The 22,332-nt window shown below is 64.8% G+C and carries 20 protein-coding genes and 1 tRNA gene; 15 read left to right on the top strand and 6 right to left on the bottom strand.

Annotated elements, in window-relative coordinates; translation table 11 throughout:
• The first annotated feature begins 26 nt into the window (after window positions 1-26).
• The 9 genes from topA (at window position 27) to ACSS7Z_RS13990 (ending at window position 8,822) form a co-directional block, all read left to right on the top strand.
• Entirely contained in the window at window positions 27-2,867 is a 2,841-nt protein-coding gene (topA, locus tag ACSS7Z_RS14030; protein ID WP_438255491.1) for a type I DNA topoisomerase, read from the top strand.
• A complete protein-coding gene (gene tmk / locus ACSS7Z_RS14025) occupies window positions 2,864-3,490 on the top strand; it encodes a dTMP kinase (protein ID WP_438255490.1) in 627 nt (208 codons plus the stop codon). The genes topA and tmk overlap by 4 nt, the downstream gene beginning before the upstream one ends.
• Before the next feature lie 79 nt (window positions 3,491-3,569).
• Window positions 3,570-4,724, top strand: a complete 1,155-nt coding sequence (locus ACSS7Z_RS14020; protein ID WP_438255489.1) for a DNA polymerase III subunit delta' — start codon at window positions 3,570-3,572, stop codon at window positions 4,722-4,724.
• A 41-nt stretch (window positions 4,725-4,765) separates the two neighbouring features.
• Window positions 4,766-6,289 (top strand): alpha/beta hydrolase, encoded by a 1,524-nt coding sequence (locus ACSS7Z_RS14015; protein WP_438255529.1) that lies wholly within the window; start codon window positions 4,766-4,768, stop codon window positions 6,287-6,289.
• Window positions 6,290-6,347: 58 nt separating this feature from the next.
• Window positions 6,348-6,423: transfer RNA gene (locus ACSS7Z_RS14010), tRNA-Thr, on the top strand.
• A gap of 64 nt (window positions 6,424-6,487) precedes the next feature.
• The gene (locus ACSS7Z_RS14005) at window positions 6,488-7,069 is read left to right on the top strand and encodes an isochorismatase family protein (protein WP_438255488.1); all 582 of its coding nucleotides are present in this window, start codon (window positions 6,488-6,490) and stop codon (window positions 7,067-7,069) included.
• A complete protein-coding gene (locus ACSS7Z_RS14000) occupies window positions 7,066-7,599 on the top strand; it encodes a DUF1697 domain-containing protein (protein WP_438255487.1) in 534 nt (177 codons plus the stop codon). The genes ACSS7Z_RS14005 and ACSS7Z_RS14000 overlap by 4 nt, the downstream gene beginning before the upstream one ends.
• On the top strand, window positions 7,596-8,252 hold the full coding sequence (locus ACSS7Z_RS13995; protein ID WP_438255486.1) for an IMPACT family protein: 657 nt from the start codon (window positions 7,596-7,598) through the stop codon (window positions 8,250-8,252). The genes ACSS7Z_RS14000 and ACSS7Z_RS13995 overlap by 4 nt, the downstream gene beginning before the upstream one ends.
• Window positions 8,253-8,492: 240 nt before the next feature.
• Window positions 8,493-8,822: a hypothetical protein gene (locus tag ACSS7Z_RS13990; protein ID WP_438255485.1), complete on the top strand. Its 330-nt coding sequence runs from the start codon at window positions 8,493-8,495 to the stop codon at window positions 8,820-8,822.
• 571 nt (window positions 8,823-9,393) lie between these two features.
• Here ACSS7Z_RS13990 and ACSS7Z_RS13985 read toward each other — a convergent pair.
• Window positions 9,394-10,074, bottom strand: a complete 681-nt coding sequence (locus tag ACSS7Z_RS13985) for a fasciclin domain-containing protein (protein ID WP_438255484.1) — start codon at window positions 10,072-10,074, stop codon at window positions 9,394-9,396.
• Window positions 10,075-10,225: 151 nt separating this feature from the next.
• Between ACSS7Z_RS13985 and ACSS7Z_RS13980 the strand changes: the two genes are divergently transcribed.
• From ACSS7Z_RS13980 to ACSS7Z_RS13955, 6 genes are all read left to right on the top strand, one after another.
• The gene (locus tag ACSS7Z_RS13980; RefSeq protein ID WP_438255483.1) at window positions 10,226-11,935 is read left to right on the top strand and encodes a cytochrome c biogenesis protein DipZ; all 1,710 of its coding nucleotides are present in this window, start codon (window positions 10,226-10,228) and stop codon (window positions 11,933-11,935) included.
• 59 nt (window positions 11,936-11,994) lie between these two features.
• Complete coding sequence (sigK, locus tag ACSS7Z_RS13975) at window positions 11,995-12,594, top strand: ECF RNA polymerase sigma factor SigK (protein WP_438255482.1); 600 nt, start codon at window positions 11,995-11,997, stop codon at window positions 12,592-12,594.
• Window positions 12,591-13,358: an anti-sigma factor gene (locus ACSS7Z_RS13970; protein ID WP_438255481.1), complete on the top strand. Its 768-nt coding sequence runs from the start codon at window positions 12,591-12,593 to the stop codon at window positions 13,356-13,358. Before sigK ends, ACSS7Z_RS13970 begins: the two co-directional genes overlap by 4 nt.
• A gap of 19 nt (window positions 13,359-13,377) precedes the next feature.
• Window positions 13,378-14,007 carry a DNA-directed RNA polymerase subunit beta gene (locus ACSS7Z_RS13965; protein WP_438255480.1) on the top strand — a complete coding sequence of 210 codons (630 nt, stop codon included), beginning with the start codon at window positions 13,378-13,380 and terminating at the stop codon, window positions 14,005-14,007.
• 237 nt (window positions 14,008-14,244) lie between these two features.
• Entirely contained in the window at window positions 14,245-15,129 is an 885-nt protein-coding gene (locus ACSS7Z_RS13960) for an aminodeoxychorismate lyase (RefSeq protein WP_438255479.1), read from the top strand.
• 31 nt (window positions 15,130-15,160) lie between these two features.
• Window positions 15,161-16,858, top strand: a complete 1,698-nt coding sequence (locus ACSS7Z_RS13955) for a long-chain-fatty-acid--CoA ligase (RefSeq protein WP_438255478.1) — start codon at window positions 15,161-15,163, stop codon at window positions 16,856-16,858.
• A gap of 152 nt (window positions 16,859-17,010) precedes the next feature.
• On the opposite strand, the gene ACSS7Z_RS13950 is transcribed toward ACSS7Z_RS13955, so the two are convergent.
• The 5 genes from ACSS7Z_RS13950 to ACSS7Z_RS13930 all read right to left on the bottom strand — a co-directional run bounded on the left by ACSS7Z_RS13950 (window position 17,011) and on the right by ACSS7Z_RS13930 (window position 22,282).
• A complete protein-coding gene (locus ACSS7Z_RS13950) occupies window positions 17,011-17,916 on the bottom strand; it encodes a type IV toxin-antitoxin system AbiEi family antitoxin domain-containing protein (protein WP_438255477.1) in 906 nt (301 codons plus the stop codon).
• 250 nt (window positions 17,917-18,166) lie between these two features.
• Window positions 18,167-18,946, bottom strand: a complete 780-nt coding sequence (gene pstB, locus ACSS7Z_RS13945) for a phosphate ABC transporter ATP-binding protein PstB (RefSeq protein WP_438255476.1) — start codon at window positions 18,944-18,946, stop codon at window positions 18,167-18,169.
• Between the two features lie 33 nt (window positions 18,947-18,979).
• A complete protein-coding gene (pstA, locus tag ACSS7Z_RS13940; RefSeq protein ID WP_438255475.1) occupies window positions 18,980-20,080 on the bottom strand; it encodes a phosphate ABC transporter permease PstA in 1,101 nt (366 codons plus the stop codon).
• Window position 20,081: 1 nt separating this feature from the next.
• Window positions 20,082-21,053 (bottom strand): phosphate ABC transporter permease subunit PstC, encoded by a 972-nt coding sequence (gene pstC, locus ACSS7Z_RS13935; RefSeq protein ID WP_438255474.1) that lies wholly within the window; start codon window positions 21,051-21,053, stop codon window positions 20,082-20,084.
• A gap of 116 nt (window positions 21,054-21,169) precedes the next feature.
• A complete protein-coding gene (locus ACSS7Z_RS13930) occupies window positions 21,170-22,282 on the bottom strand; it encodes a phosphate ABC transporter substrate-binding protein PstS (RefSeq protein ID WP_438255473.1) in 1,113 nt (370 codons plus the stop codon).
• Window positions 22,283-22,332: the final 50 nt, after the last annotated feature.

The following is a 22,332-nucleotide window of genomic DNA, read 5'->3' as shown; positions in this document are numbered from 1 at the left end:
GTGTGCTTCGAAGAAAGGACGCACCCTTGGCTGAAGGCAAAAAGCTCGTCATCGTCGAGTCTCCGACGAAGATGCGGTCGATTCAGGGGTATCTCGGCGACGATTACGAGGTACTCAGCTCTGTCGGCCATATTCGCGACCTCGCTGATAAGAAAGACATCCCCGCCGCCGACAAGGCCGCCTACGGGAAGTACTCGATCGACATCGACAACGGTTTCGATCCTTACTATGTGGTCTCCGATCGGAAGACCAAGACGGTCGCCGAACTCAAGCGCGCGCTGAAGCATGCCGACGAAGTCCTGCTCGCAACTGATGAGGACCGCGAGGGCGAGGCCATCGCGTGGCACCTGCTGGAGACGCTGAAGCCGAAGGTCCCCGTCAAACGCATGGTGTTCCACGAGATCACCAAGGATGCGATCCAGGCAGCTGTCGGCAACACCCGTGAACTCGACCTCGCGCTCGTCGACGCTCAGGAGACCCGTCGCATCCTTGACCGCCTGTACGGCTGGGATGTCTCGCCTGTGCTCTGGTACAAGGTGAAGACCGGTCTGTCGGCAGGACGAGTGCAGTCCGCCGCCACCCGCATGATCGTCGAGCGGGAACGCGAGCGCATGGCGTTCGTCTCGGCCGAATACTGGGACGTCGACGCCTCCGCCTCCGCCACCGGTACCGCCTTCAAGGTGCGCCTGGTGCGTGTCGACGGCGGCCAGCTCGCCCGCGGCACCGACTTCGATGACGCCGGAAAGCTGAAGAAGGCGGTCGTCGTCCTCGACGAAACCCGCGCCACCGCCCTCGCGCATGCCGTTGACGCCGCAGGCGCCGGCACCGTGACCAAGGTTGAGGCCAAGCCGGGAACGCGCAGCCCATACGCACCGTTCACCACCTCCACGCTGCAGCAGGAAGCCGGCCGCAAGCTCTCGATGAGCGCAAAGCAGGCGATGAGCGTCGCACAACGTCTGTACGAAAAGGGTTTTATCACCTATATGCGTACCGACTCCGTCGCGCTGAGCACCCAGGCGGTGCAGGCGGCACGGAGCCAGGCTGTCTCGCTTTACGGTGACAAGGCCGTGCCGCTGAAGCCGCGGATGTACAAGTCCAAGAGCAAGAACGCGCAGGAGGCGCACGAGGCGATCCGTCCCTCGGGCGAAACCTTCCGCACTCCGGCATCCGTTTCCGGTGAGCTCGATCGCGAAGAGCAACGCGTCTACGACCTGATCTGGAAGCGCACCGTCGCCAGCCAGATGGCCGATGCGAAGTACGAGACCACTACGGTCACGCTGTCCGTCGATGCAGCAGGTCAGAAGGCCGAGTTCACGGCTTCCGGAACCGTGTACACGTTCAAGGGCTTCCTTGAGGCGTACGAAGAGGGGCGCGACGAGAAGCGCAGCGACTCCGACGCCGCCACCAACCAGTCCCTGCCTGCCGTCGCCGTCGGTGACGAGCTGGCCGTATCGGATGCTGAGGCGAAGGGCCACAAGACCAACCCGAAGCCCCGCTTCACTGAGGCATCGTTGGTGAAGGCGCTCGAAGAGTATGGCATCGGTCGCCCGTCGACGTTCGCCAGCATCATCGGCACCGTCATCGACCGCGGCTACGCCACCAAGCGCGGCCAGGCACTCGTGCCGACCTGGATGGCGTTCAGCGTCGTGCGTCTGCTGGAGGAGCACTTCGCAGACCTCATCGACTACGACTTCACCGCGTCGCTCGAAGATGACCTGGATGCGATTGCCCGCGGCGAGCAGAAGCGCGTTGAATGGCTGAAGTCGTTTTACTTCGGATCCGATGCGCACGTGGGCCTTCGCCACGTTGTCGACAACCTCGGAGAGATCGACGCACGCGCGCTGAACTCGACCAAGATCACTGACACCGCAACACTCCGCTTCGGCAAGTACGGGCCCTACCTGGAGGTCATCGACCCGGCCAAGCCCGACGAGCGCGGCCGTATCGTCAACGTTCCCGAAGAGCTCGCTCCGGATGAGCTGACCGCGGCCAAGGCGCAGGAGCTCATCGACGCGCCTGTGGCCGGAGACCGCGTTCTCGGCGAGAACCCGGAGAACGGGCGGATCATCGTCGTCAAGGATGGCCGTTACGGCCCCTACGTGCAGGAGAACCTGCCCGAGGAAGACGTCGCCGTCGACGAAACGACCGGTGAAGTCGTGGATGCTCCGAAGAAGAAGAAGACCGCGAAGAAGGATGCGCCCAAGCCGCGCACCGGATCGCTGTTCCGATCGATGTCGGTGGACACCGTCGACCTCGACACCGCGCTGCAGTTGCTGAGCCTGCCGCGCATCGTCGGCACGGACCCGGAATCGGGCGACGAGATCACCGCCCAGAACGGCCGTTACGGTCCGTACCTGAAGAAGGGCACCGACTCGCGCTCTCTCGAGGGCGAGCAGCAGATCTTCGACGTCACTCTGGAGCAGGCACTCGCGATCTACGCCCAGCCGAAGTATGGGGCGGGGTCCCGCCGGGCATCCAGCGCGCTCGCCGAGTTCGAGGCTGACCCGGTCAGTGGCAAGCCGATCCGCATCCGGGATGGTCGCTTCGGCGCCTATGTCACCGATGGTGAGACGAATGTGACGATTCCGCGCGGTCAGAAGCCGGAAGACATCACCTTCGAGATCGCCGTGCAGATGCTCGCCGACAAGCGTGCCAAGGGTCCGGTCGCCAAGCGCGGTGCGAAGAAGGCGCCGGCGAAGAAGGCCGCTGCCAAGAAGCCGGCCGCGAAGAAGGCTCCAGCAAAGAAGGCTCCTGCGAAGACGGACGAGGAGAAGGCGGCAGCACGCTCGGCGGCAGCCAAGAAGGCCGCGGCAACGCGCGCGGCGAACGCCGCGGCGAAGGCTGCGAAGCAGAAGGCGGACTCGTGACCCCACGACGGGGAACCTGGATCACCTTGGAGGGTGGCGACGGCTCGGGAAAGACAACCCAGGCTCAGCTGCTTGAGGCCGCGCTGACGGATGCCGGGCACACCGTGCTGCGCACGCGCGAGCCTGGTGGCAGCGAGGTCGGTGAGCTCATCCGCAATATCGTGCTGCACCACCGTGGCGACATCGCCCCGCGGGCGGAGGCGCTGCTGTACGCGGCCGACCGCGCCCACCACATCGCGACGGTCGTGAAGCCGGCGCTGGAGCGCGGCGAGATCGTGCTTCAGGATCGCTACCTCGACTCCTCCGTCGCCTATCAGGGCGCTGGTCGCGTGCTCGACGCCGATCAGGTGCGTGAACTTTCCCTGTGGGCTGCAGAGGGAGCGCTGCCGGATCTGACCGTCCTGCTGGATCTTGATCCGGCGATCGCGCGGGAGCGGCTGAACTCGGACGAAAAGCCCTTCGACCGGCTCGAAGCGGAGAAGACCGAATTCCACACCCGTGTGCGTGCCGGATTCCTCGCGCTGGCGGAAGTGGAACCGGAGAGATTCCTCGTACTGGATGCCGCGACACCCGCAGACTCGCTCGCCGCGCACATCGCCGAACGCGTCAACGCACTGATCTGATCGCGACTGGCGCTGTCGTGACGGCAGGTTCTGATCTGACCGGCAGGCTGCTGTCGCAGGCTCAAGTTAGGCTGAGAATATGACCGCGACCCTTGCCCCGTTCCCCTGGACGGACGTCTCGGGGCAAGATGACGCGGTCGAGACTCTGCGGGCCGCGGCATCCGATCCTGGCGCGCTCTCGCACGCCTGGTTGATCACCGGCCCGCCTGGATCAGGCCGCTCCACGCTGGCCTATGCCTTCGCGGCTGCCCTCATCGCCAGCGGGCCAGGCGATGAGCACACCATGCGTCAGGTGCTCGCCGGTACGCATCCCGATGTCACGGCGCTGCGTACAGACAAAGTCATCATCACGATCAAAGAGGCCCGCGCGCTCGTGGAGCGTTCGTACTTCGCGCCGTCGGCGGGCCGCTACCGGGTCATCGTCGTCGAGGATGCCGACCGGATGGTCGAGCGCACCTCCAACGTGCTGCTGAAAGCGCTGGAAGAGCCCCCGGAGCGGACCGTGTGGATCCTGTGCGCGCCGAGCGAGGCCGATCTGCTGCCGACGATTCGCTCGCGGGTGCGTCCACTGCGTCTGCGGGAGCTCGATGTCAGCGACGTCGCGAGCCTGATTGTGCAGCGCACGGGTGCCGATGAAGCCACGGCGGAGCAGGCAGCTCGGCACGCGCAACGACACATCGGCATGGCGCAGCGGCTGGCGACGGATGATGCAGCCCGTCGCCGCCGCGATCTGACGCTGCGCTCGGTGCTGGCCGTGCGCGGCGTGGGAAGCGCTGTTGAGACTGCCGGTGAGATCATCCAGGCGGCAACAGATGACGCCAAATCACTCACGGTAGAGCGTGATTCTGCCGAACGCACCTCACTGCTGCGCACAGTCGGAATCGCCGAGGGGCAGGCGGTCCCTCCAGCGCTGCGTGCGCAGATCTCGGCGCTCGAAGACGATCAGAAGAAGCGGGCCACCCGGAGCCTTCGCGATGGAATCGATCGCGTGCTCACAGATCTGCAGTCGATGTTCCGCGATGTGGTGATGCTGCAGTTTGGGCGTGCTGACGACCTCATAAACCGTGAGTTACATGATGATCTGAGCGCTTTGGCTACCGCTTGGCCGGTCGAACGTACGCTGGTCGTTCTCGACCATCTCGCCGAGACGCGGGAATCGCTGGAGCGTAACGTCGCGCCGACTCTCGCACTGGAAAGTTTGCTCGTGACTGTCGCGAGCGGAAGGAAACCGTGAGCACTCGACAGACAACCTCTCGTCTACGCCGTTTCTCCGTGATGACGGCCGGGCTCGTCGCCGCTTCTGTGGCGCTGAGCGGATGCCTGTACGCGGTGATCCCCGAGGGTGTCGCACCGCGACCATCCCAGACGAAGAGCCCCGATACCGCCGGCGTGGCGGCGGAATTGTTGCCGTTCTACGAACAGGAACCCCAGTGGGAACCGTGCGATGACGGCGGCCCCGGATTCGACTGCACCGTGATCGATGCGCCGCTCGACTGGGAGAACCCCGATGCGGGCGAGATCGAATTGTCGATCGTGCGCCACCAGGCCGTCAATTCTCCGATGGGGTCACTTCTCACGAACCCGGGCGGCCCCGGCGGCAGCGGGCGGTCCTTCATCCTGAACAGCCTGGACTACGCGGTCGGCAGCGAGCTGATCGAGAACTACGACGTGATCGGTTTCGACCCGCGCGGCGTGGGCGAGTCCACCGCAGTAACCTGCTTCGACGCCGCAGCGATGGACGCCTACCTCTACGACATCCCGGAGGCCGATCGCGGCAGCGACGAGTGGGAGGCAGAACTCACCGAACGCGACAAGGAGTTCGCTGCTGCGTGCGAGGCCAATAGCGACGGCATCCTGCCGTTCATCACGACGATCAACTCCGCCCGTGACATGGACCTGATCCGTGCAGTGCTCGGGGATGAGCAGCTGAACTACATCGGTTTCTCGTATGGGACGTTCCTCGGTGCGACCTACGCGAACCTGTACCCCGACAAGGCCGGCCGTCTCGTGCTCGATGGCGCGGTTGATCCCTCTGTCTCCGGGCTCGAGGTGGGTACCACCCAGGCCCTCGGATTCGAATCGGCGCTGCGCGCGTACATGCAGGACTGCCTTGATTCGGGTTCCTGTCCGTTCAACGGCACGGTCGATGAGGCGATGGATGATCTCGGTGCGCTTTTGGCCAGCGTCGACCGCCGACCGCTGCGCAATGGCGATGGGCGCATGCTCGGTGCCGATTCGCTCATGACGGCGATCATCGTCACGCTGTACTCGGAGGAGAACTGGGTGGTGCTCACCCAGGCGCTGGACGGTGTCCTGCAAGGCGATGCCTACGTCGCGTTCTACCTCGCCGACCAGTACAACGGGCGTCAAGACGGCGTCTACATCGACAACTCCTCCGAGGCGTTCATCGCCTACAACTGCATGGACTATCCGCTCGAGGACGACCAGGCCGCTGAAGACGCCGCGATGAAGAAGATCGAAGCACAGGCGCCGACTGTCGCGCCGTACTGGAGCGGCCCGGACACCTGCGCCGTGTGGCCCCATGACCCCACCGGTACGCGGAATGAAATCCATGCCGCAGGTGCAGGGCCGATCGTCGTGATCGGCACGACGAACGATCCGGCGACGCCGTACGAGTGGTCGGTTTCGTTGGCTGATCAGCTGGAAGAGGGCGTGCTGGTCACTCGCGTGGGTGAAGGCCACACCGGCTACAACAAGGGCAACATCTGCGTTGATCAGGCCGTGGTGGGCTTCTTCCTCGACGATGTTGTGCCCGAGGACGGGCTGGAGTGCGATTGATTCGCGGTGATGGCATGAACAGGGTAATATCGTTCATCGTGCCGCTTTCGTAGCGCACGCCGCCTTAGCTCAGTCGGTAGAGCATCTCACTCGTAATGAGAAGGTCGTCAGTTCGATTCTGACAGGCGGCTCCACGGGCCCCGTGATGCGAACAGCATCACGGGGCCGTTTCGTTCCGGAACCGCGTACGCTCGAATCATGACCAGGGCACTTCTCATCGTCGACGTGCAGAACGACTTCACCGAGGGCGGCGCGCTCGCCGTCGCCGGAGGGGATGCCGTGGCATCCGGTGTCGCCGCTTTTCTGACCAGTAGGGCGGGGGACTACGACGTGATCGTGGCGTCACGCGACTGGCACGATGCCACCGGTGACAACGGCGGGCACTTCGCCGAGAATCCGGACTTCATCGACACCTGGCCGGTGCACTGCGTCGCCGGCACCGTCGGCGCTGAATACGATCCGCTGCTCGTCACCGATGCGGTTACGCACCACGTCCGCAAGGGGCAGGGTGTGCCTGCGTACTCGATGTTTGAGGGCGTCGCCGATGACGGCAGTGCCGTTGCTGCTGTGCTGGCCGAGCGCGGTGTGCTCAGCGCCGACATCGTCGGTATCGCTACGGATCACTGCGTGCGGGCATCCGCCCTTGACGCCATCGCGCACGGTGTGCACGTTCGTGTGCTGACCGATCTAGTCGCCGGAGTGGGTGCTGACAGCAGCGCGGCGGCGCTGGCAGAGCTCGCCCACGCAGGAGCCGAACTGCTGCCGAGTTCCGACGCGTGAGCGGGAGCGTGCTGCTGCTGCGGGCGGTGAATGTCAGCGGCCGAAATCTCATCCCGATGGCGCGGCTGCGTGAGGTGCTGGCATCCGAAACAGACCTCACGGGAGTGTCCACCTACATCGCCAGCGGCAATATCATCTGTGACGAACCAGTGGATGCTGCGGCCGCATGCGCGCTCGTTCGCGAAGTCATCACCAGGGAGTTCGACGTCGACACCGCGGTCATCACCCGCACGCATGCAGCGCTGACCGCGTCGCTTGCCGCGCACCCGTTCGCGGAGCGTGAGCAGAAATTCGTGCACGCGATGTTCCTGGAGGCGGCCCCGGCCGCGGGCGCTGTGACGGCGTTGGAGGAACGGCTGGTGCCCGGCGAGGAGATCGCGCTCGTCGGATCCGACCTGTGGATCGCGTACTCTCCGGGCGGCGTGGCAGCGACGAAGCTGACCACGGCGGTGTTCGATCGTGCGTTGGGCGTGGCGGGGACGGCGCGGAACCTGCGCACCGTCCGTAAGCTCGCCGAGCTGACGGCATGACCGCGTATCCGGCTACGATCGCGGCGACCGTTGAACATGAGCTGGTGATCAAGAAGTCCCGGTTCATTACTCATGTCGCTCCCGTCGCGTCGCCGGAGGAGGCGGATGCTGTCATCGCCGCGGTGAAGAAGCGCGCGTGGGATGCTCGGCACAACTGTGCAGCACAGGTGACCGGCGTGCTCGGCGACAGAGCCCGGTCGTCGGATGATGGTGAGCCGTCGGGGACGGCGGGCGTGCCGATGCTCGAGGTGCTCAGGCGGCGCGAGCTGACGGATATCGTCGCGGTGGTGACGCGCTACTTCGGCGGCATCAAGCTGGGCGCCGGCGGGCTGGTGCGCGCGTACTCGTCGGCCGTATCCGAAGCGTTGGATCTGGCGACGATTGTGGACCGGCACGTGCTGGCCGCGGTGACCGTCGCTGTTGAGCATGCGGATGCCGGGCGCTTCGACAACCTCTTGCGTGAGTGGGTCCAGGCGCACGGTGCCGTGCTCGGCGATCCGGTCTATGCAGCAGAGGCGACGTTCGAGGTATGGGCGCCGCCGGCCGAGCTGGCGCTGCTGGCGGCGCACGTTGCGGAAGCCTCCGGTGGAGCTGTCGCCGCCGAGCGAACTGGAATCGAGCGTCTGGTGGGGGTGCCGCGAATACGCGGATGATTGCGTCCGGGCGAGCGATCAGGCGGTCTGGGCTTGGTCCATGCGCATGCGCGCCAGCGCCGGTGATCGCTTCCGGGACGTTTGGACTCGCTCAGAGGATGGATGCCGAGAAGGGGCGGCCGGGCACAGTGAGGCGTGCTAGCCACACGCGATTCAGTCAGCGGTCGGGGCGCCGGATGCGGATGCTGCCATCGCTGCGGACCGCCAGTTGCTCCCCATCCGCTCGTACGTCACGATCGCGTGGCAATTCCGACACCGGACATCGCACAGGTCGATTTCGTTACGAACTATACGAAGGCTGAAGCCATCGCGGGCCAGCTTCATCACTCCGTCGCGCTTGTTGGTGCCCGGACGATGGTCAAAATCGAGGACTCGCAAGTCGGAAGCGCCGCAGTCGACGCATGGGTGGGACATGAGGTAGTCAGTGACGAGCGCGATATTCGTGGCGCGTTGAGCATTGTTGCGCGCACGGATCACAGCAATGTGGTGCTCGCGATTGCGCTGATAGTACTGGCGAGAGGACGCTCGGTTGCAGTCCCGACAGACTTCCTGACGTCCGTCGGCGCGTGAGGCTTTTCGATTGAAGTCGGTCAACGGTTTGACCTTCTGACAGGTGCCGCAGTTCTTCATAGCGGCACTTTAACGCCGAGGCCAGACGTTATATGCGGTGGGCCCCACGGGGCTCGAACCCGTGACCCGCGGATTAACATACCACTTCGACTTTCGCCGCCGCCCACTGGGCGTTCGTGGTCTGGACTGTCCCTTCACCTTAGCTTTCGCTTTAGGTGCCACCCGTCCAGTCTCTACACCTTCCGAACTTGCGTCCGGCTTGGCTCGGGATTGCCAACTGATTTCTCAGGAAGGGTTCCCCGACTTTGAGTGGTGTCATCCCCGGAGTTTCCCCCGAGGCGCTCCTATTTTGTTGAAGTCCGATGCTCTGCCAACTGAGCTAGAGGCCCGCGTATCTCAGTCTAGCGGCACTTCTCGCCTGTCCGTTTCACGGGAGCTCGGAAGGTTCAGCCTTGGGTACGCTGAACATGCCTGCGGCGACGTACGACGCATATGTGCGGGCGTCGATGTCTGGTGCACCGGCGCCCGCACTGCGTCCAAATGCCGAGAACCCCACTCGGCACGTTCCGGACTATTCGGCCGGAGGCATCAGAACCGAGTCGATCAGATACACGGTCGCGTTGGCGGTCTGGACGCCGCCGCAGATCACGTTTGCATCGTTGACCATCCACGCATCTCCGCTGCCGGTGACCTCGACGTCCGCACCCTGCACGGTGGTGTGCATACCCGCGATATCGGCCGGCTCGATCTGGCCGGGAACCACGTGGTAGGTCAGGATCGATGACAGTGTGGCCGAGTCAGTCTTCAAGCCCTCGATGGTGGCGGGGTCGATCATCGCGAACGCGTCATCCACCGGGGCAAACACGGTGAACTCATCGCCATTGAGCGTGTCGACGAGGTTGACATCGGGGTTGAGCTGACCGCTTACGGCTGCGACCAGCGTCGTCAGCATCGGGTTGTTGGATGCGGCGACCGCAACCGGGTCCTGCGACATTCCCTGGATCGAACCGTCGCCGTCGGGCACAGCCTCGGCGTACGCCTCACAGCCGGGACCGACGAGGTTCGCCGCCGGATCCATGCTCTCGTCGGGCATCGCCTCGGGTGTCTCAGCCGTCGTCTCAGACGTTTCAGGTGCGGTGGACTCGGCCGAATCATCAGTCGTGTCTGAACTCATCGAACAACCCGACAGCACGAGAACGCTGGCGAAGCCGAGCGACAGAGCTGCGGTGATCTTCTTCTTGGTGCTGAACATGTCTACCTCCGGGAATCGGAGCCACGGACTTCCCGTGGCGTTGATGATTCTTCGGAGCCCCTTCCGCATTGGATGGGAACTTTCTTGAAAAACTTCTGAGCCAATCCGTTCGGCCGCTCAATCCGAAGTACCCGCAACGGAAGGCGAGGAAATGGACCTCATCATCATCGGGCTGCTCGGCGGCCTCATCACGGGGATCTCGCCGTGCATCCTGCCGGTGCTGCCGGTCATCTTCCTCACGGGAGGCGCGCAGTCGGCACGCTTCGACGGTGAGACAACACCGGCACGACGCAGTCGTCCTTACCTGGTCATTGCCGGACTCGTTCTGAGCTTCAGCCTGGTCACTCTGGTCGGATCCCTCATCCTCGGCCTTCTCAACCTCCCGCAGGACATCATCCGATGGGTGGGGATCGTCGTCCTCGCGCTGCTCGGCGTCGGGCTTCTGGTGCCGAAGTTCGAGCGGCTGCTGGAAAAGCCCTTCCAACGTCTTCAGTCTCGAAAGGAAGTGAAGAACCAGGGGAGCGGCTTTGGCGTCGGGCTTGCGCTCGGCGCGGTCTTCGTTCCCTGCGCTGGTCCGGTGCTCGCGGCGATCATCGTGGCAGGCGCCACCGGTCAGATCGGCATCGGCACCGTGGCGCTCACACTCTCCTTCTCCATCGGTGTGGCCATTCCGCTCCTCGTTTTCGCGCTCGCCGGGCGTGGCGTGGTCGAGCGCATCCGCGCCTTCCGCACGAGAGAGCGCGGACTGCGCATCGCCGCCGGTATCGCGATGATCGCGCTCGCTGTCGGGCTCGTCTTCAACGTGCCGCAGATGCTGCAGCGGCTGGTTCCGGACTACACGGCCGGGATCCAAAAAGACCTGGCGGACAAGCAGGCCGATGCGCTCGACCTCGGCGGCCTCGTCACCGACGAAAACCGCGAACTCGACAACTGCACCAACGGAGCCGAAGAGCTCGAGTCCTGCGGGACGGCACCATCGATTCGCGGCATCGAGGAGTGGCTGAACACCCCCGGCGGTGAAGGGATCGACCTGGATGATCTGCGCGGGCAGGTCGTGCTGATCGATTTCTGGGCGTACTCGTGCATTAACTGCCAGCGCTCCCTCCCACACGTCGTTGCCTGGAACAAAGCATATGAAGACGCCGGTTTGCAGGTCATCGGCATCCATTCCCCCGAGTACGCGTTCGAGAAGGATGCGGCCAATGTGGCTGCCGGTATCGAGGAGCACGGCATCGACTATCCCGTGGCGCTCGACAACAACCTGTCCACCTGGACGAACTATCGCAACCGCTACTGGCCCGCGCACTACCTCATCGACGCCGAAGGCGTCGTCCGGCACATTTCGTTCGGCGAGGGCAACTACGCCGCCACCGAGAGCATGATCCGCGAGCTGCTCGAAAACGCCGATCCCGACGTCCAACTGCCGGTGCCGACCGAGATCGCGGACGAGACCCCCGAGCTCGGATCAACAACACCCGAGACCTTCCTCGGCTCGTCCAAGGACGTCAACTACGGCGGTGGCGACGCGTACCGTGCGGGAACCTCCACCTTCGCCTTCCCGGACGAACAGCCCGATGATTCCTTCGCGCTCAACGGTAAATGGGAGATCGCGACGCAGTACGCGACACCGACCGCTGAGGGAGCAAGCATGCGCCTGATGTATCGAGCATCCGAGATCAGGATCGTACTGGCGGGCGAGGGAGACGTGGTCGTGACCGCGCAGGACGGGAAGTCGCGCACGATCACTGTCGACGGCACACCGAAGTCGTATGAGCTGCTGAAGGTCGACGCGGGGGAGATGGGAGAGCTGACCGTCGAGATCCCGATCGGCGTCCAAGCCTATTCGTTCACCTTCGGTTAAGTCCTGACGAGATGCGGCCCTGATCGGCGCGTGGTTCGTAGGAGAGGAGGAGATGCGGCATGCTTATCGAAATGGTTATCGACGGCGTGGAGATGCCGGAGGACGGCACAGCGGGAGACCCCGTTGCCGAACTCCTCCTCCGCGTAGCCGACGGGGACCAGCGGGCGTTTGCCGAACTCTATGATCTGCTTTCGTCGCGAGTTTTCGGGCTCATCCTGCGCGTGCTCGTCAATCGCTCACAGAGCGAAGAAGTGCTTCAGGAGGTCTTCCTGGAGATCTGGCAATCCGCGGGGCGGTTCGCTCCGAACAAAGGACAGGGACGAACCTGGGTCCTCACGATCGCTCACCGTCGCGCTGTGGATCGCGTCCGTTCGTCGCAATCGAGCACCGACCGAGACATCCGGGTCGGGATCCGCGACGTGGTTGTGGCTCACGACAGTGTTGCCGAGCAGGTCGAACTGAGCATCGATGGTGACCGCGTGGTGGCAGCGCTGGGAACGCTGCCGGAACCCCAGCGTGAAGCGCTCGTGCTGTCGTATTTCGGCGGTTACAGTCAAAGCGAGATCGCGGTCCTGACGCAGGCGCCGCTGGGAACGATCAAGACGAGGATGAGAGACGGACTCTCACGTCTGCGAAGTGTGATGGGGGTGACCGCATGAACGAGAGGGAATTCGCCGAGCTCGCTGCAGGCCACGCCCTTGATGCGCTGTCCGATGCCGACCAGCGGCGTTTCATCGATGCGCTCGAGTCTCATCCGGAGTGGGCTGCGATCGCCGCGGACGATGCCGAGACGGCAAATCTGATGGCGGATGCTGTGTCCGCTGTCGAACCGCCTGCCAGTATTCGCGAGGCCCTGCTCGCCCAAATCGCGAAGGGGCAGACGCAGGGGCCGGTGCCCGGCCCGACCCTGGCATCTGGCCCCGCCCCGGCAACCGATGCCGAACCCGCGCATGCGCGCGCGCCTCGACGCTGGAGCCGTGGGCTGTTCGCGCTCGCCGCCTCGGTGGTGCTGATCGTCGGTCTCGGAGTCGGCGCGGCCGTTCTGATTCCGCAACTGATGCGCCCAGCATCCGTCATCGCATTGGAGCAGATCGAAGCGGCGCCGGATGCCCAACAGGCCAGCGTCGAGCTGGACTCCGGGCTGCAGGCGACCGCGCACTGGGCCGAGTCAGAAGGAAACGCGGTTCTCGTCGCTGAGGGCTTGGACGCACTCGATGATGAACAGACGTACCAGTTGTGGTTCGTGCGCGGCGAGCAGCCGGTGCCTGCCGGACTGTTCGAGACGGATGGCGGAAACGCGACAGCACTGCTCGATGGGCCGATGCGTGCCGGTGATGTGATCGCCGTCACCGTGGAGCCAGCGGGGGGTTCTCCCACGGGGCTTCCGACAACGGATCCCATCATCGTGATCCCCACCGCCTGAGCGCGAGTAGCCTGGAGGGATGCCTGAGCAGTTTCACCGTCCTATCCGGCGACCCTCCACGGCGTTCGACAATCTTGTCGGATCGTCGGGGTCGGTCGAGGCTCGACGAGTCGCTCATGCCACGGCATCCGCACTCGTGCAGCGCGCCCGCGACGACGAGAGCGGAGAAAGCGCCCGGCGCCTGATCGAGTTCACCAGCGAGTTCGGTATTGACGACATCGCGGAACTCTGGGCGGACGCACCGGCCGTGTCGCTGCCCGGCGCACTCTGGCGGCTGTATCTGCTGCAACTCTCGATTCACAACGATTCGCAGACCGCCGCGCTGCTGTATGAGCGCGGTCGCGTTGAGTTGCGATCGGTGGATGCTGTTATTGCCGGCGCTCCGGCACCCGCGAGCCCGGAGGAGCTTGTCACGCTGATCGACACGATTCTGCGGGGCGTGTTCCAGGGGGACTTCGCGGTCGCGCTCGAACGGGCCGCGGCGTTCTGCCGTGTGCAGGTCTCCGGGGCGACGCACGTCGCCGACGACTACGAGGCGACGGAAGCCGAGCGGGCCACACAGTTGACTGCCAGGGCGCGGCGGCTGCACACCTTCGCGAACGATCTGAGCGCCGCGGCAGGCCTGTGGCGTGTCGGTTCACTGAACTGACAGGGTCGGGCCCTGGGATCTGAACCGGTGCGGAGCCTGAACCGGTGCGGAGCCTGAACCGGTGCGGAGCCGAACTGACGCTGGGAATGAGAAGACCGGGCCGCAAAAACGCCTCTCGGCGGAAGGCCGCTCGTAGCGGCAGAATTTGGAGCCCGGGGTTATGCGGCCCGGCCATTCAATTGTAACGCCCCGGAACCGAAGGTATTCCCGCTGGGGCCTCTGCCGTAGAGTCGGGTCATGGCACAGCGCTTCGCCCTGATCATCGATCCTGTGGACGCCTCCGAGGAGCGTGCCGACTACGCGGACACATTCACGATCGTCGATGCCGCAGCCCCGGCCCTGAGTGTCGGAGAGCTGAGTACGCAGCGCGGTGACGGCGTTTTCGAGTCGATCGGAGTCATCGACGGGCACGCGCAAGAGGTGCTGCCGCATCTGGAGCGACTGGCCAACTCCGCGCGGATCTGCGACCTCCCCGTGCCCCATGCAGAGCAGTGGCGCCAAGCAGTGGCGGTGGCTGCTGCCCAGTGCCCGCCGGGCGAGGCCGTGATCAAACTGATCCTCAGTCGCGGGGTCGAGCATGGGCCCACACCGACGGCGTGGGTGACGGCTGCACCGGCAACCGATTTCGCGGCCGTGCGCGAAGCGGGAGTGCGCGTGGTGACGCTGGAGCGTGGCTACGACCTCGATGTGGCAGAGCGCGCACCCTGGCTGTTGCTGGGGGCAAAGACGCTGTCATACGCGGTCAATATGGCAGCGTTGCGCGAAGCGCGCAGACGCGGGGCGGATGATGCGGTGTTCGTGTCGACGGACGGTTTCGTGCTCGAAGCTCCCACCGCATCGCTGATCCTGCGCTTCGGCGACCGCTTCGTGACGCCGGCGCCGGCGGGTGGCATCCTGCACGGCACCACACAGCTGAGCGTTTACGAATTCTTCGTCCGACGCGGCTTCGAAACGGGGTACGACCGGATTCCGGCATCCGATCTCGCACAGGCGGATGCCGCGTGGCTGGTGTCGAGTGTGAGGCTGGCCGTACCGATCACGGCCATCGACGGCACCGCGCTGTCCGTCGACACCGAATTCACCGCTGAGATGAACCGATATTTGCTGTCTGCTCGAGACTGACAGCGGCCCGCGTTCGAGGCAGGATGGAGATATGTCTGCCAGTACTTACGAATCACGACCATGGCTTGCGGCATACGCGGATGGCGTTCCCGCTGAGATAGGCGTGCCCGCACAGACGCTTCCGGAGATGATCGATGCGAGCGTCAAGGCGTTCGGGCGGCGGCCTGCGCTCGAGTTCTTCGGTGCCGTCACGAGCTACCGGGATCTGGGGGAGCAGATCCAACGAGCTGCAGAAGGCCTGCGGCGCCTGGGCGTGAAGCCGGGGGACCGCGTCGCGTTGGTTCTGCCGAACTGTCCGCAGCACGTCGTCGCCTTCTATGCGGCGCTCCGGCTGGGCGCAATCGTCATCGAACACAACCCGCTCTACACCGCCCGTGAACTGCGTCACCAGTTCGAGGACCACGGCGCCCGCGTCGCGATCGTCTGGGACAAGAGCGTCGACACGCTCGCCGACTTTCCCGCCGATCTCAAGCTCGAGCGCATCATCAGCGTCGACATCACCACTGCACTCCCGTTCGCAAAGCGGCTGGCTCTGCGTCTGCCGTTGAGGAAAGCTCGCGAATCGCGGAACAAGCTGACCGGAACGCCCCAGGCGAGGGGGACGCTCACCTGGAAGAAACTGCTCGACAATCGTCGGATCTCGCGGCGCACTGCCGGTCCCCGGCTTGAGGACGTCGCCCTGCTCCAGTACACGAGTGGCACGACCGGTGACCCGAAGGGCGCGATCCTCACGCACTCGAATCTGCGCGCGAATGCCATGCAGGGCCGCGCCTGGGTGCCAGGACTCGTCGACGGTGAGGAGACGTTCTATGGCGTACTGCCGCTGTTCCACGCGTACGGGATGACGTTGTGTCTCACCTTCGCTATGAGCATCGGCGCGAAGCTCGTGCTGTTCCCCACCTTTGATCTCGACCTGGTGACGGATGCTGCGCGCACGAGTCCGCCGACCTTCCTGCCTGCGGTGCCACCGATCTACGACCAGCTCGCCCGTGCTGCATCCCGCGGCTCCATCGACCTCTCGACGGTGCGATTCGCGATCTCCGGCGCCATGAGCCTGCCCGTCGAGACGGTCCGGCGCTGGGAGGAAGCCACCGGAGGTCTTCTCGTCGAGGGGTATGGCATGACGGAGGCCTCACCGGTGGCGCTCGGCAACCCGATGGGTCCCACTCGACGGCCCGGCACCGTGGGCGTGCCCTTCCCCAGCACGGAGATTCGTGTCGTCGATCCGAGTGATCCCGCTGTTGATCTGGCGTTCGGAGAACGAGGCGAACTCCTCATCCGCGGGCCGCAGGTGTTCCAAGGTTATTGGCGGCGCCCTGGCGACACGGCAGCCGTGCTGCTCGCTGACGGATGGCTGCGAACGGGCGACATCGCTGAGGTCTCTGCAGACGGTTTCGTGACGATCGTCGATCGGCTCAAGGAGCTCATCATCACCGGCGGCTTCAACGTATCGCCCACCGAAGTCGAGCAGGCTCTTGAGGCGCATCCAGACGTCGTCTCCGCAGCCGTCGTTGGAGTCCCGCGATCGAACGGCAGTGAAGACGTCGTGGCGGCCGTCGTGCTTCGTGAGGGAGCGGTCCTCGATGCAGGGGCGCTGCGGGACTTCTGCCGCACCCGACTCGCGTCCTACAAGGTGCCCCGGCGAATCGCCGCTGTCGATGATCTGCCTCGGTCACTCATCGGCAAGGTGCTGCGGCGTCAGGTTCGAGACCGGATGCTCTCGGCATAGCCCGACCCGGGCCGACGGTCTCGCCGCACGGCCGATCCGCGGGTGCCGAATCCCAGACGCCTCCGGTCGGCCTCGGCGTGTCGGCGGGGGACCGGCGCCTGACACGCTGCGTGTGCAACGGCGCGTCTGGGATTCGGCGCACCGGATGCCGATCATCCTCGGAGATGAGCGCCCGCCTGCACCTTCGCGATGATCGCCGCAGCCACCGTCGGCCAGTCATGCACGATCAAGGCGTAGTCGAACCGCAGGGTCTCATAGCCGAGCGCAGCAGCCTTCGCGTCGCGCACAAGGTCTTTATGACGACGCGAGGTTCGCGCGGCCGTGGCCGATGGATCATCGTCGTGGTTCTCCTTTCCGTCTGCCTCCACGATCAGTCGATCGCCGATGACGAAATCCACTTCGCCGACGCCTTCGATGGACACCTGCGTGCGCACCGATATCCCGAGAAGATGCAGGCGGAGCCTGATCAGAGACTCGAGACCGCTGTCGGCATCTGCGCGCGCGAAGCCGAGCATCCAACGCAGCTCACTCGGAAGGCGCGCACTCAGCCAGGTCATACCGCTCGGCGGGATCAGCGACTTGCGCAGAGCAGACTCCAGCGCGGCGAAGAAAGTCTCGTCGTCTGCGCACACCGCGATCTGCAGAAGCACATTCGCAACAGGAGGAAGATCCCCAGGCACGGCATCGCCGTCGTCCCAGTGCCAGATGAGTGATTCATCACACCTATCGCCAAAGCATGGATGACGTTGCCCCGCGTGACCGATCCACACGTGGCGCGGCGACGAGACGGCAGCGCACGGCTCTCGCTCGTCGAGGATCCACAAACCGTGCATCCGTCCGGCGACCAGGCAGGACGGTGTACCGCCGTGCCATGCGGCATGCAGAAGCTCCTCCGAGGTGTCATGAGCCGCATACAGTCCTTGCCGGATGCGAATGATCTCGCCGGCGGCACGAGCCCGAGAGATCTCCCGTTTCGTCACGCCGTGAGCACGCAGTTCGTGTGTGCGGACGATCGGGCCGTAGACAGCGAGGACAGCGGATGCAAGGACGAAGGACATCGTCCGAGCATCCGCTCGTCAGGTCACAGCCGAACCCTCAGAACCCACGATCCGTGGAGAACTCGGCCGTTCCGAAAGATGTGCAGAACGTGTCGGCGGTGCCGAATCGCAGACGGTTGCGTGCTTGTACGGCGTGTCGCGGGCCCGACGGGGCGCGGCACGCCGAGGCGAACCCGAGGCCTCTGGGATTCGGGACAGGGGCGGGAACCGACCGACGAACCGACCGACGAACCGACCGGGAACCGAGCGACTACCCGAACCGGCCGGAGACGTAGTCCTCAGTGGCCTGCACGGTCGGGGTGGTGAAGATCGAGGTGGTGTCGCCGTACTCGATGAGCTTGCCGGGCTTGCCGGTACCGGCGATGTTGAAGAACGCGGTCTTGTCCGAGACGCGGGACGCCTGCTGCATGTTGTGCGTGACGATGACGACGGTGTACTGGTTCTTCAGCTCGCCGATCAGTTCCTCGATCGCATAGGTCGAGATCGGGTCCAGAGCCGAGCACGGCTCGTCCATGAGGATGACCTCGGGCTCAACCGCGATCGCACGGGCGATGCACAGACGCTGCTGCTGGCCGCCGGACAGGCCGGAACCCGGGCGGTCGAGCCGGTCCTTGACCTCATTCCAGAGGTTCGCGCCGGTCAGCGCACTTTCGACCAGTGCGTCCTGATCGCTCTTCGACATCCGGGTGTTGTTCAGCTTCACGCCGGCCAGCACGTTCTCCTTGATCGACATCGTCGGGAACGGGTTCGGGCGCTGGAACACCATGCCCACCTGGCGGCGTACGAGCACCGGGTCGACGCCAGGACCATACAGGTCCTTGCCATCGAGCAGCACTTCACCCTGCACGCGAGCGCCCGGGATGACTTCGTGCATGCGGTTCAGGGTGCGCAGGAACGTGGACTTGCCGCAACCGGACGGCCCGATGAACGCTGTGACACTGCGCGGCTGGATCTCGAGAGAGACGCCCTCCACGGCGAGGAAGTCGCCGTAGTAGACGTTGAGGTCATTGACTTCGATGCTCTTGGACACGTGTGGTTTCCTTACGAACGGATCGGGTGCGGCTCAGCGGCCGGATGTCTTCGGGGCGAACCACTTCGCGATCAGGCGTGCGAGCAGGTTCAGGACCATGACGATCAGGATCAGGGTGAGAGCAGAAGCCCATGCTCGGTCGAGAGCAGCATCCGGGTTCGTGCCCTGGTTCATGTACTGGTTGTAGGCGAACACAGGCAGAGTCATCATCTGCCCGTTGAAGATGTTCGTATTCATGCTCATCGTGAATCCGGCGGTCAGCAGCAGCGGTGCGGTCTCACCGATCACGCGAGCGATGGCGAGGGTGATCGAGGTCATGATGCCCGCGATCGAGGTGGGCAGCACCACCTTGAGGATCGTCAGCCACTTCGGCACACCGAGCGCGTAGGCGGCCTCGCGCAGCTCGTTCGGAACGATCTTCAGCAGTTCTTCGCTACCTCGAACGACCACCGGGGTCATGAGAACTGCCAGCGACAGTGCACCCATGATGCCCATCGAGATGCCGGGCCGGAAGATCAATGAGAAGACCGCGTAGATAAACAGACCGGCGACGATCGAGGGGATTCCGGTCATCACATCGACGAAGAACGTGATGCCCTTCGCGAGCTTTCCGCGGCCGTACTCGACCAGGTAGATCGACGTCATCAGCCCGATGGGCACCGAGATCACGGCGGCGGTGAGCGTGATCAGCAGCGTGCCCCAGATAGCGTGCACGATGCCGCCGCCGTCACCGACGACATTGCGCATCGAGAAGGAGAAGAACTCGGCGTCGAAGCGGTTGAGGCCGTTGGAGACCACGGTCCACAGTAGTGAGACCAGGGGCATCAGGGCGATCAGGAATGCTGTTGCCACGAGTGCCGTCATCAGCCGGTCGACCGCCTTGCGGCGGCTTTCCACGATCATCGACAGCACCGTGATCAGCACCATGTAGATCAGGATGCCGATGATCGATGCGCCCACGATGTTGAAGTCGGCGAGATCCTCGCCGATGCTCGTAACGCCGAACACAGCGAACGAGATGACCCACGACAGCAGCAGCAGTGCCCAGGGTGCCCACTTCGGGAGCCTGCCCGATGTGAGCGAGACGTTGGTGGCGCTGGCGGGTGAGACGTCGGGCTCGACGGTGGTGGTCATATCAGTTCGCTCCCGAGAACTCGGCGCGGCGGGCGACGATCCAGCGTGCCAGCGCATTGACCGCGAAGGTCACGACGAAGAGGATAAGGCCGGTTGCGACCAGTGTGTTGACGCCGGTGCCGTGCGCTTCCGGAAAGGCGAGGGCGATGTTCGCGGGGATCGGCGTCGGGTTGGTGGCGGTGATCACCAGGAAGCTGATGACGGCGGACGGTGAGAGCACCATCGTCACGGCCATCGTCTCGCCGAGTGCGCGGCCGAGAGCGAGCATCGCGGCCGAGACCATGCCGCCGCGAGCGAATGGCAGCACAGCCATCCGCACCATCTCCCAGCGCGTTGCGCCGAGCGCGAGCGCCGCCTCTTCGTGGAGGGTGGGCGTCTGCAGGAAGACTTCACGGCAGATCGCGGTCATGATCGGGATGCACATCACGGCGAGCACGAGAGCTGCCGTCAGGATGGTCTTTCCGGTCGAGGAGACCTGGCCTTGGAAGAACGGGATCCAGCTCGCGTTCTCGCTCAGCCACGCATAGATCGGCTGGAGCATCGGGGCGAGCACGAGGCCGCCCCACAGGCCGAAGACGACCGAGGGGACCGCGGCGAGCAGATCGATGATGTAGCCCAGCAGCGAGGCGAGCTTGCGGGGTGCGTAGTGGGAGATGAACAGCGCGATGCCGATGGAGATCGGAGCTGCGATGACCAGCGCCATGAACGCGGCCCAGAGCGTGCCGAAGACCAGCGGCCAGACGTATGTCCAGAACGACTCACCCTTGAGGATGTGGTTATCGCTGGTGTCGGCCTGAAACGCGGGGATGCTCTGGATGATGAGGAACGTCGCAACAGCGGCCAGGACGATGAGGATGATGACCCCGGCGCCCAGCGCGGTTCCGGAGAATACCCGGTCGCCGAGGCGCTGCTTGGCTTTGATCGTGGCCGGCGGATCGGTGCGCGCGGTCTTTACCTGCTCGGTCGTGCTCATGGTCTCCCTGTTTCGGGCGGAGGAGTCGGAGTGAATCGTAGCGTGCTCGTCGATGCCCCCGCACCCTAGTCTGGGTGCGAGGGCATCGACGTCAGCTGTATGCCATCAGGGCGTTATCAGCCGACCTGGATGAGGTCGATCGCAGCAAGGACCTTGTCGCGCAGGCCGTCCGAGATGGGGGCGTTGCCGGCGTTGTCTGCGGCGGCATCCTGGCCCTCGGGGCTGGCGATGTAGGTGAAGTACGACTTGACGAGCTCAGCGACGTTCGCGTCCTCGTACTGCTCGCAGCCGATCAGGTAGCTGACCAGGGCGATCGGGTAAGCGCCGTCTGCTGCAGCAGCAGGGTCAACAGCGAACGCAAGGTCGCCGGCCCCGCGGCCCTCTTCGAGCTCTGCGCCCTCGACGAGCTGCGATGCGGCCTCCGCCGAGTACGCGATGTACTCGCCGTTGACGCCGACGTGTACCTGGCCGAGGTCGCCGACCTGGGAAGCGTCAGCAAAGCCGATCGCACCGTTGCCGGCCGTGATGGCCTGAACGACGCCGGAGGTGCCCTGTGCGGCCTCGCCACCCTCGATCGGCCACTCGTCGGAAACCTCGTAGGTCCAGATGTCGGGAGCGGTCGCCGCGAGGTAGTTGGTGAAGGTCTCCTGCGTGCCCGAAGGGTCGGAGCGGTGAACCGGCGAGATGGCCAGGTCGGGGAGCGTGGCGTCGGGGTTGAGCGTCGCGATCGCGGAGTCGTTCCAGTTGGTGATGGTGCCGCCGAAGATGCTCGCGATGGTGGCGGCGTCCAGGTTCAGCGTGTCGACGCCCTCGAGGTTGAACGCGACGGCGACCGGCGAGATGTAGACGGGGATTTCGACGATGTCGTCCGTGGTGCAGGCGCCGAAGCCGCCGGCGGCGATCTCCTCGGCGTTGAACGCACGGTCGGAGCCGATGAAGCTGCTGCCACCCTCGAGGAAGTTCTCGCGGCCGGTGCCCGAGCCAGTGGGCTCGTAGTTGACGGTGACCTCAACGTTGGCGGTCTGGAACGCGGCGACCCAGGCCTCCTGGGCTGCTGCCTGCGAGGAGGCGCCGGTGGCGTCGATGGTGCCGGAGAGTGCGGTTGCGCCGGTCTCGGCGGGTGCATCGGATGATTCGCCTGCAGGTGCTTCGTTCGCGGCGCAGCCGGCGAGAGCGAGAGCGGCCACGGCGCCGACGGCGCCGATTCGTGCGATTCGGGAGATCTTCACTGTGGATCCTTCGATCGTGGATGGTTGGGCCCGGTGCAGGGCACACAGTG

This window comes from Microbacterium wangyouchuni (assembly GCF_051546305.1).
GTDB lineage: Bacteria > Actinomycetota > Actinomycetes > Actinomycetales > Microbacteriaceae > Microbacterium.
The sequence above is the reverse complement of the archived record's forward strand: the minus strand, read 5'-3'. Positions and strand labels throughout refer to the sequence as shown.

Excerpts from the sequence above, each read along its gene's own strand:
- ACSS7Z_RS13955 (WP_438255478.1), top strand. The coding sequence starts at position 15,161 with ATGTCTGCCAGTACTTACGAATCACGACCATGGCTTGCGGCATACGCG.
- ACSS7Z_RS14005 (WP_438255488.1), top strand. The coding sequence starts at position 6,488 with ATGACCAGGGCACTTCTCATCGTCGACGTGCAGAACGACTTCACCGAG.
- ACSS7Z_RS13980 (WP_438255483.1), top strand. The coding sequence starts at position 10,226 with ATGGACCTCATCATCATCGGGCTGCTCGGCGGCCTCATCACGGGGATC.
- ACSS7Z_RS13995 (WP_438255486.1), top strand. The coding sequence starts at position 7,596 with ATGACCGCGTATCCGGCTACGATCGCGGCGACCGTTGAACATGAGCTG.
- pstA (WP_438255475.1), bottom strand. The coding sequence starts at position 20,080 with ATGACCACCACCGTCGAGCCCGACGTCTCACCCGCCAGCGCCACCAAC.
- ACSS7Z_RS14020 (WP_438255489.1), top strand. The coding sequence starts at position 3,570 with ATGACCGCGACCCTTGCCCCGTTCCCCTGGACGGACGTCTCGGGGCAA.
- sigK (WP_438255482.1), top strand. The coding sequence starts at position 11,995 with ATGCTTATCGAAATGGTTATCGACGGCGTGGAGATGCCGGAGGACGGC.
- ACSS7Z_RS13960 (WP_438255479.1), top strand. The coding sequence starts at position 14,245 with ATGGCACAGCGCTTCGCCCTGATCATCGATCCTGTGGACGCCTCCGAG.
- ACSS7Z_RS13970 (WP_438255481.1), top strand. The coding sequence starts at position 12,591 with ATGAACGAGAGGGAATTCGCCGAGCTCGCTGCAGGCCACGCCCTTGAT.
- ACSS7Z_RS13965 (WP_438255480.1), top strand. The coding sequence starts at position 13,378 with ATGCCTGAGCAGTTTCACCGTCCTATCCGGCGACCCTCCACGGCGTTC.
- ACSS7Z_RS13985 (WP_438255484.1), bottom strand. The coding sequence starts at position 10,074 with ATGTTCAGCACCAAGAAGAAGATCACCGCAGCTCTGTCGCTCGGCTTC.
- ACSS7Z_RS13950 (WP_438255477.1), bottom strand. The coding sequence starts at position 17,916 with ATGTCCTTCGTCCTTGCATCCGCTGTCCTCGCTGTCTACGGCCCGATC.
- pstC (WP_438255474.1), bottom strand. The coding sequence starts at position 21,053 with ATGAGCACGACCGAGCAGGTAAAGACCGCGCGCACCGATCCGCCGGCC.
- ACSS7Z_RS14015 (WP_438255529.1), top strand. The coding sequence starts at position 4,766 with ATGACGGCCGGGCTCGTCGCCGCTTCTGTGGCGCTGAGCGGATGCCTG.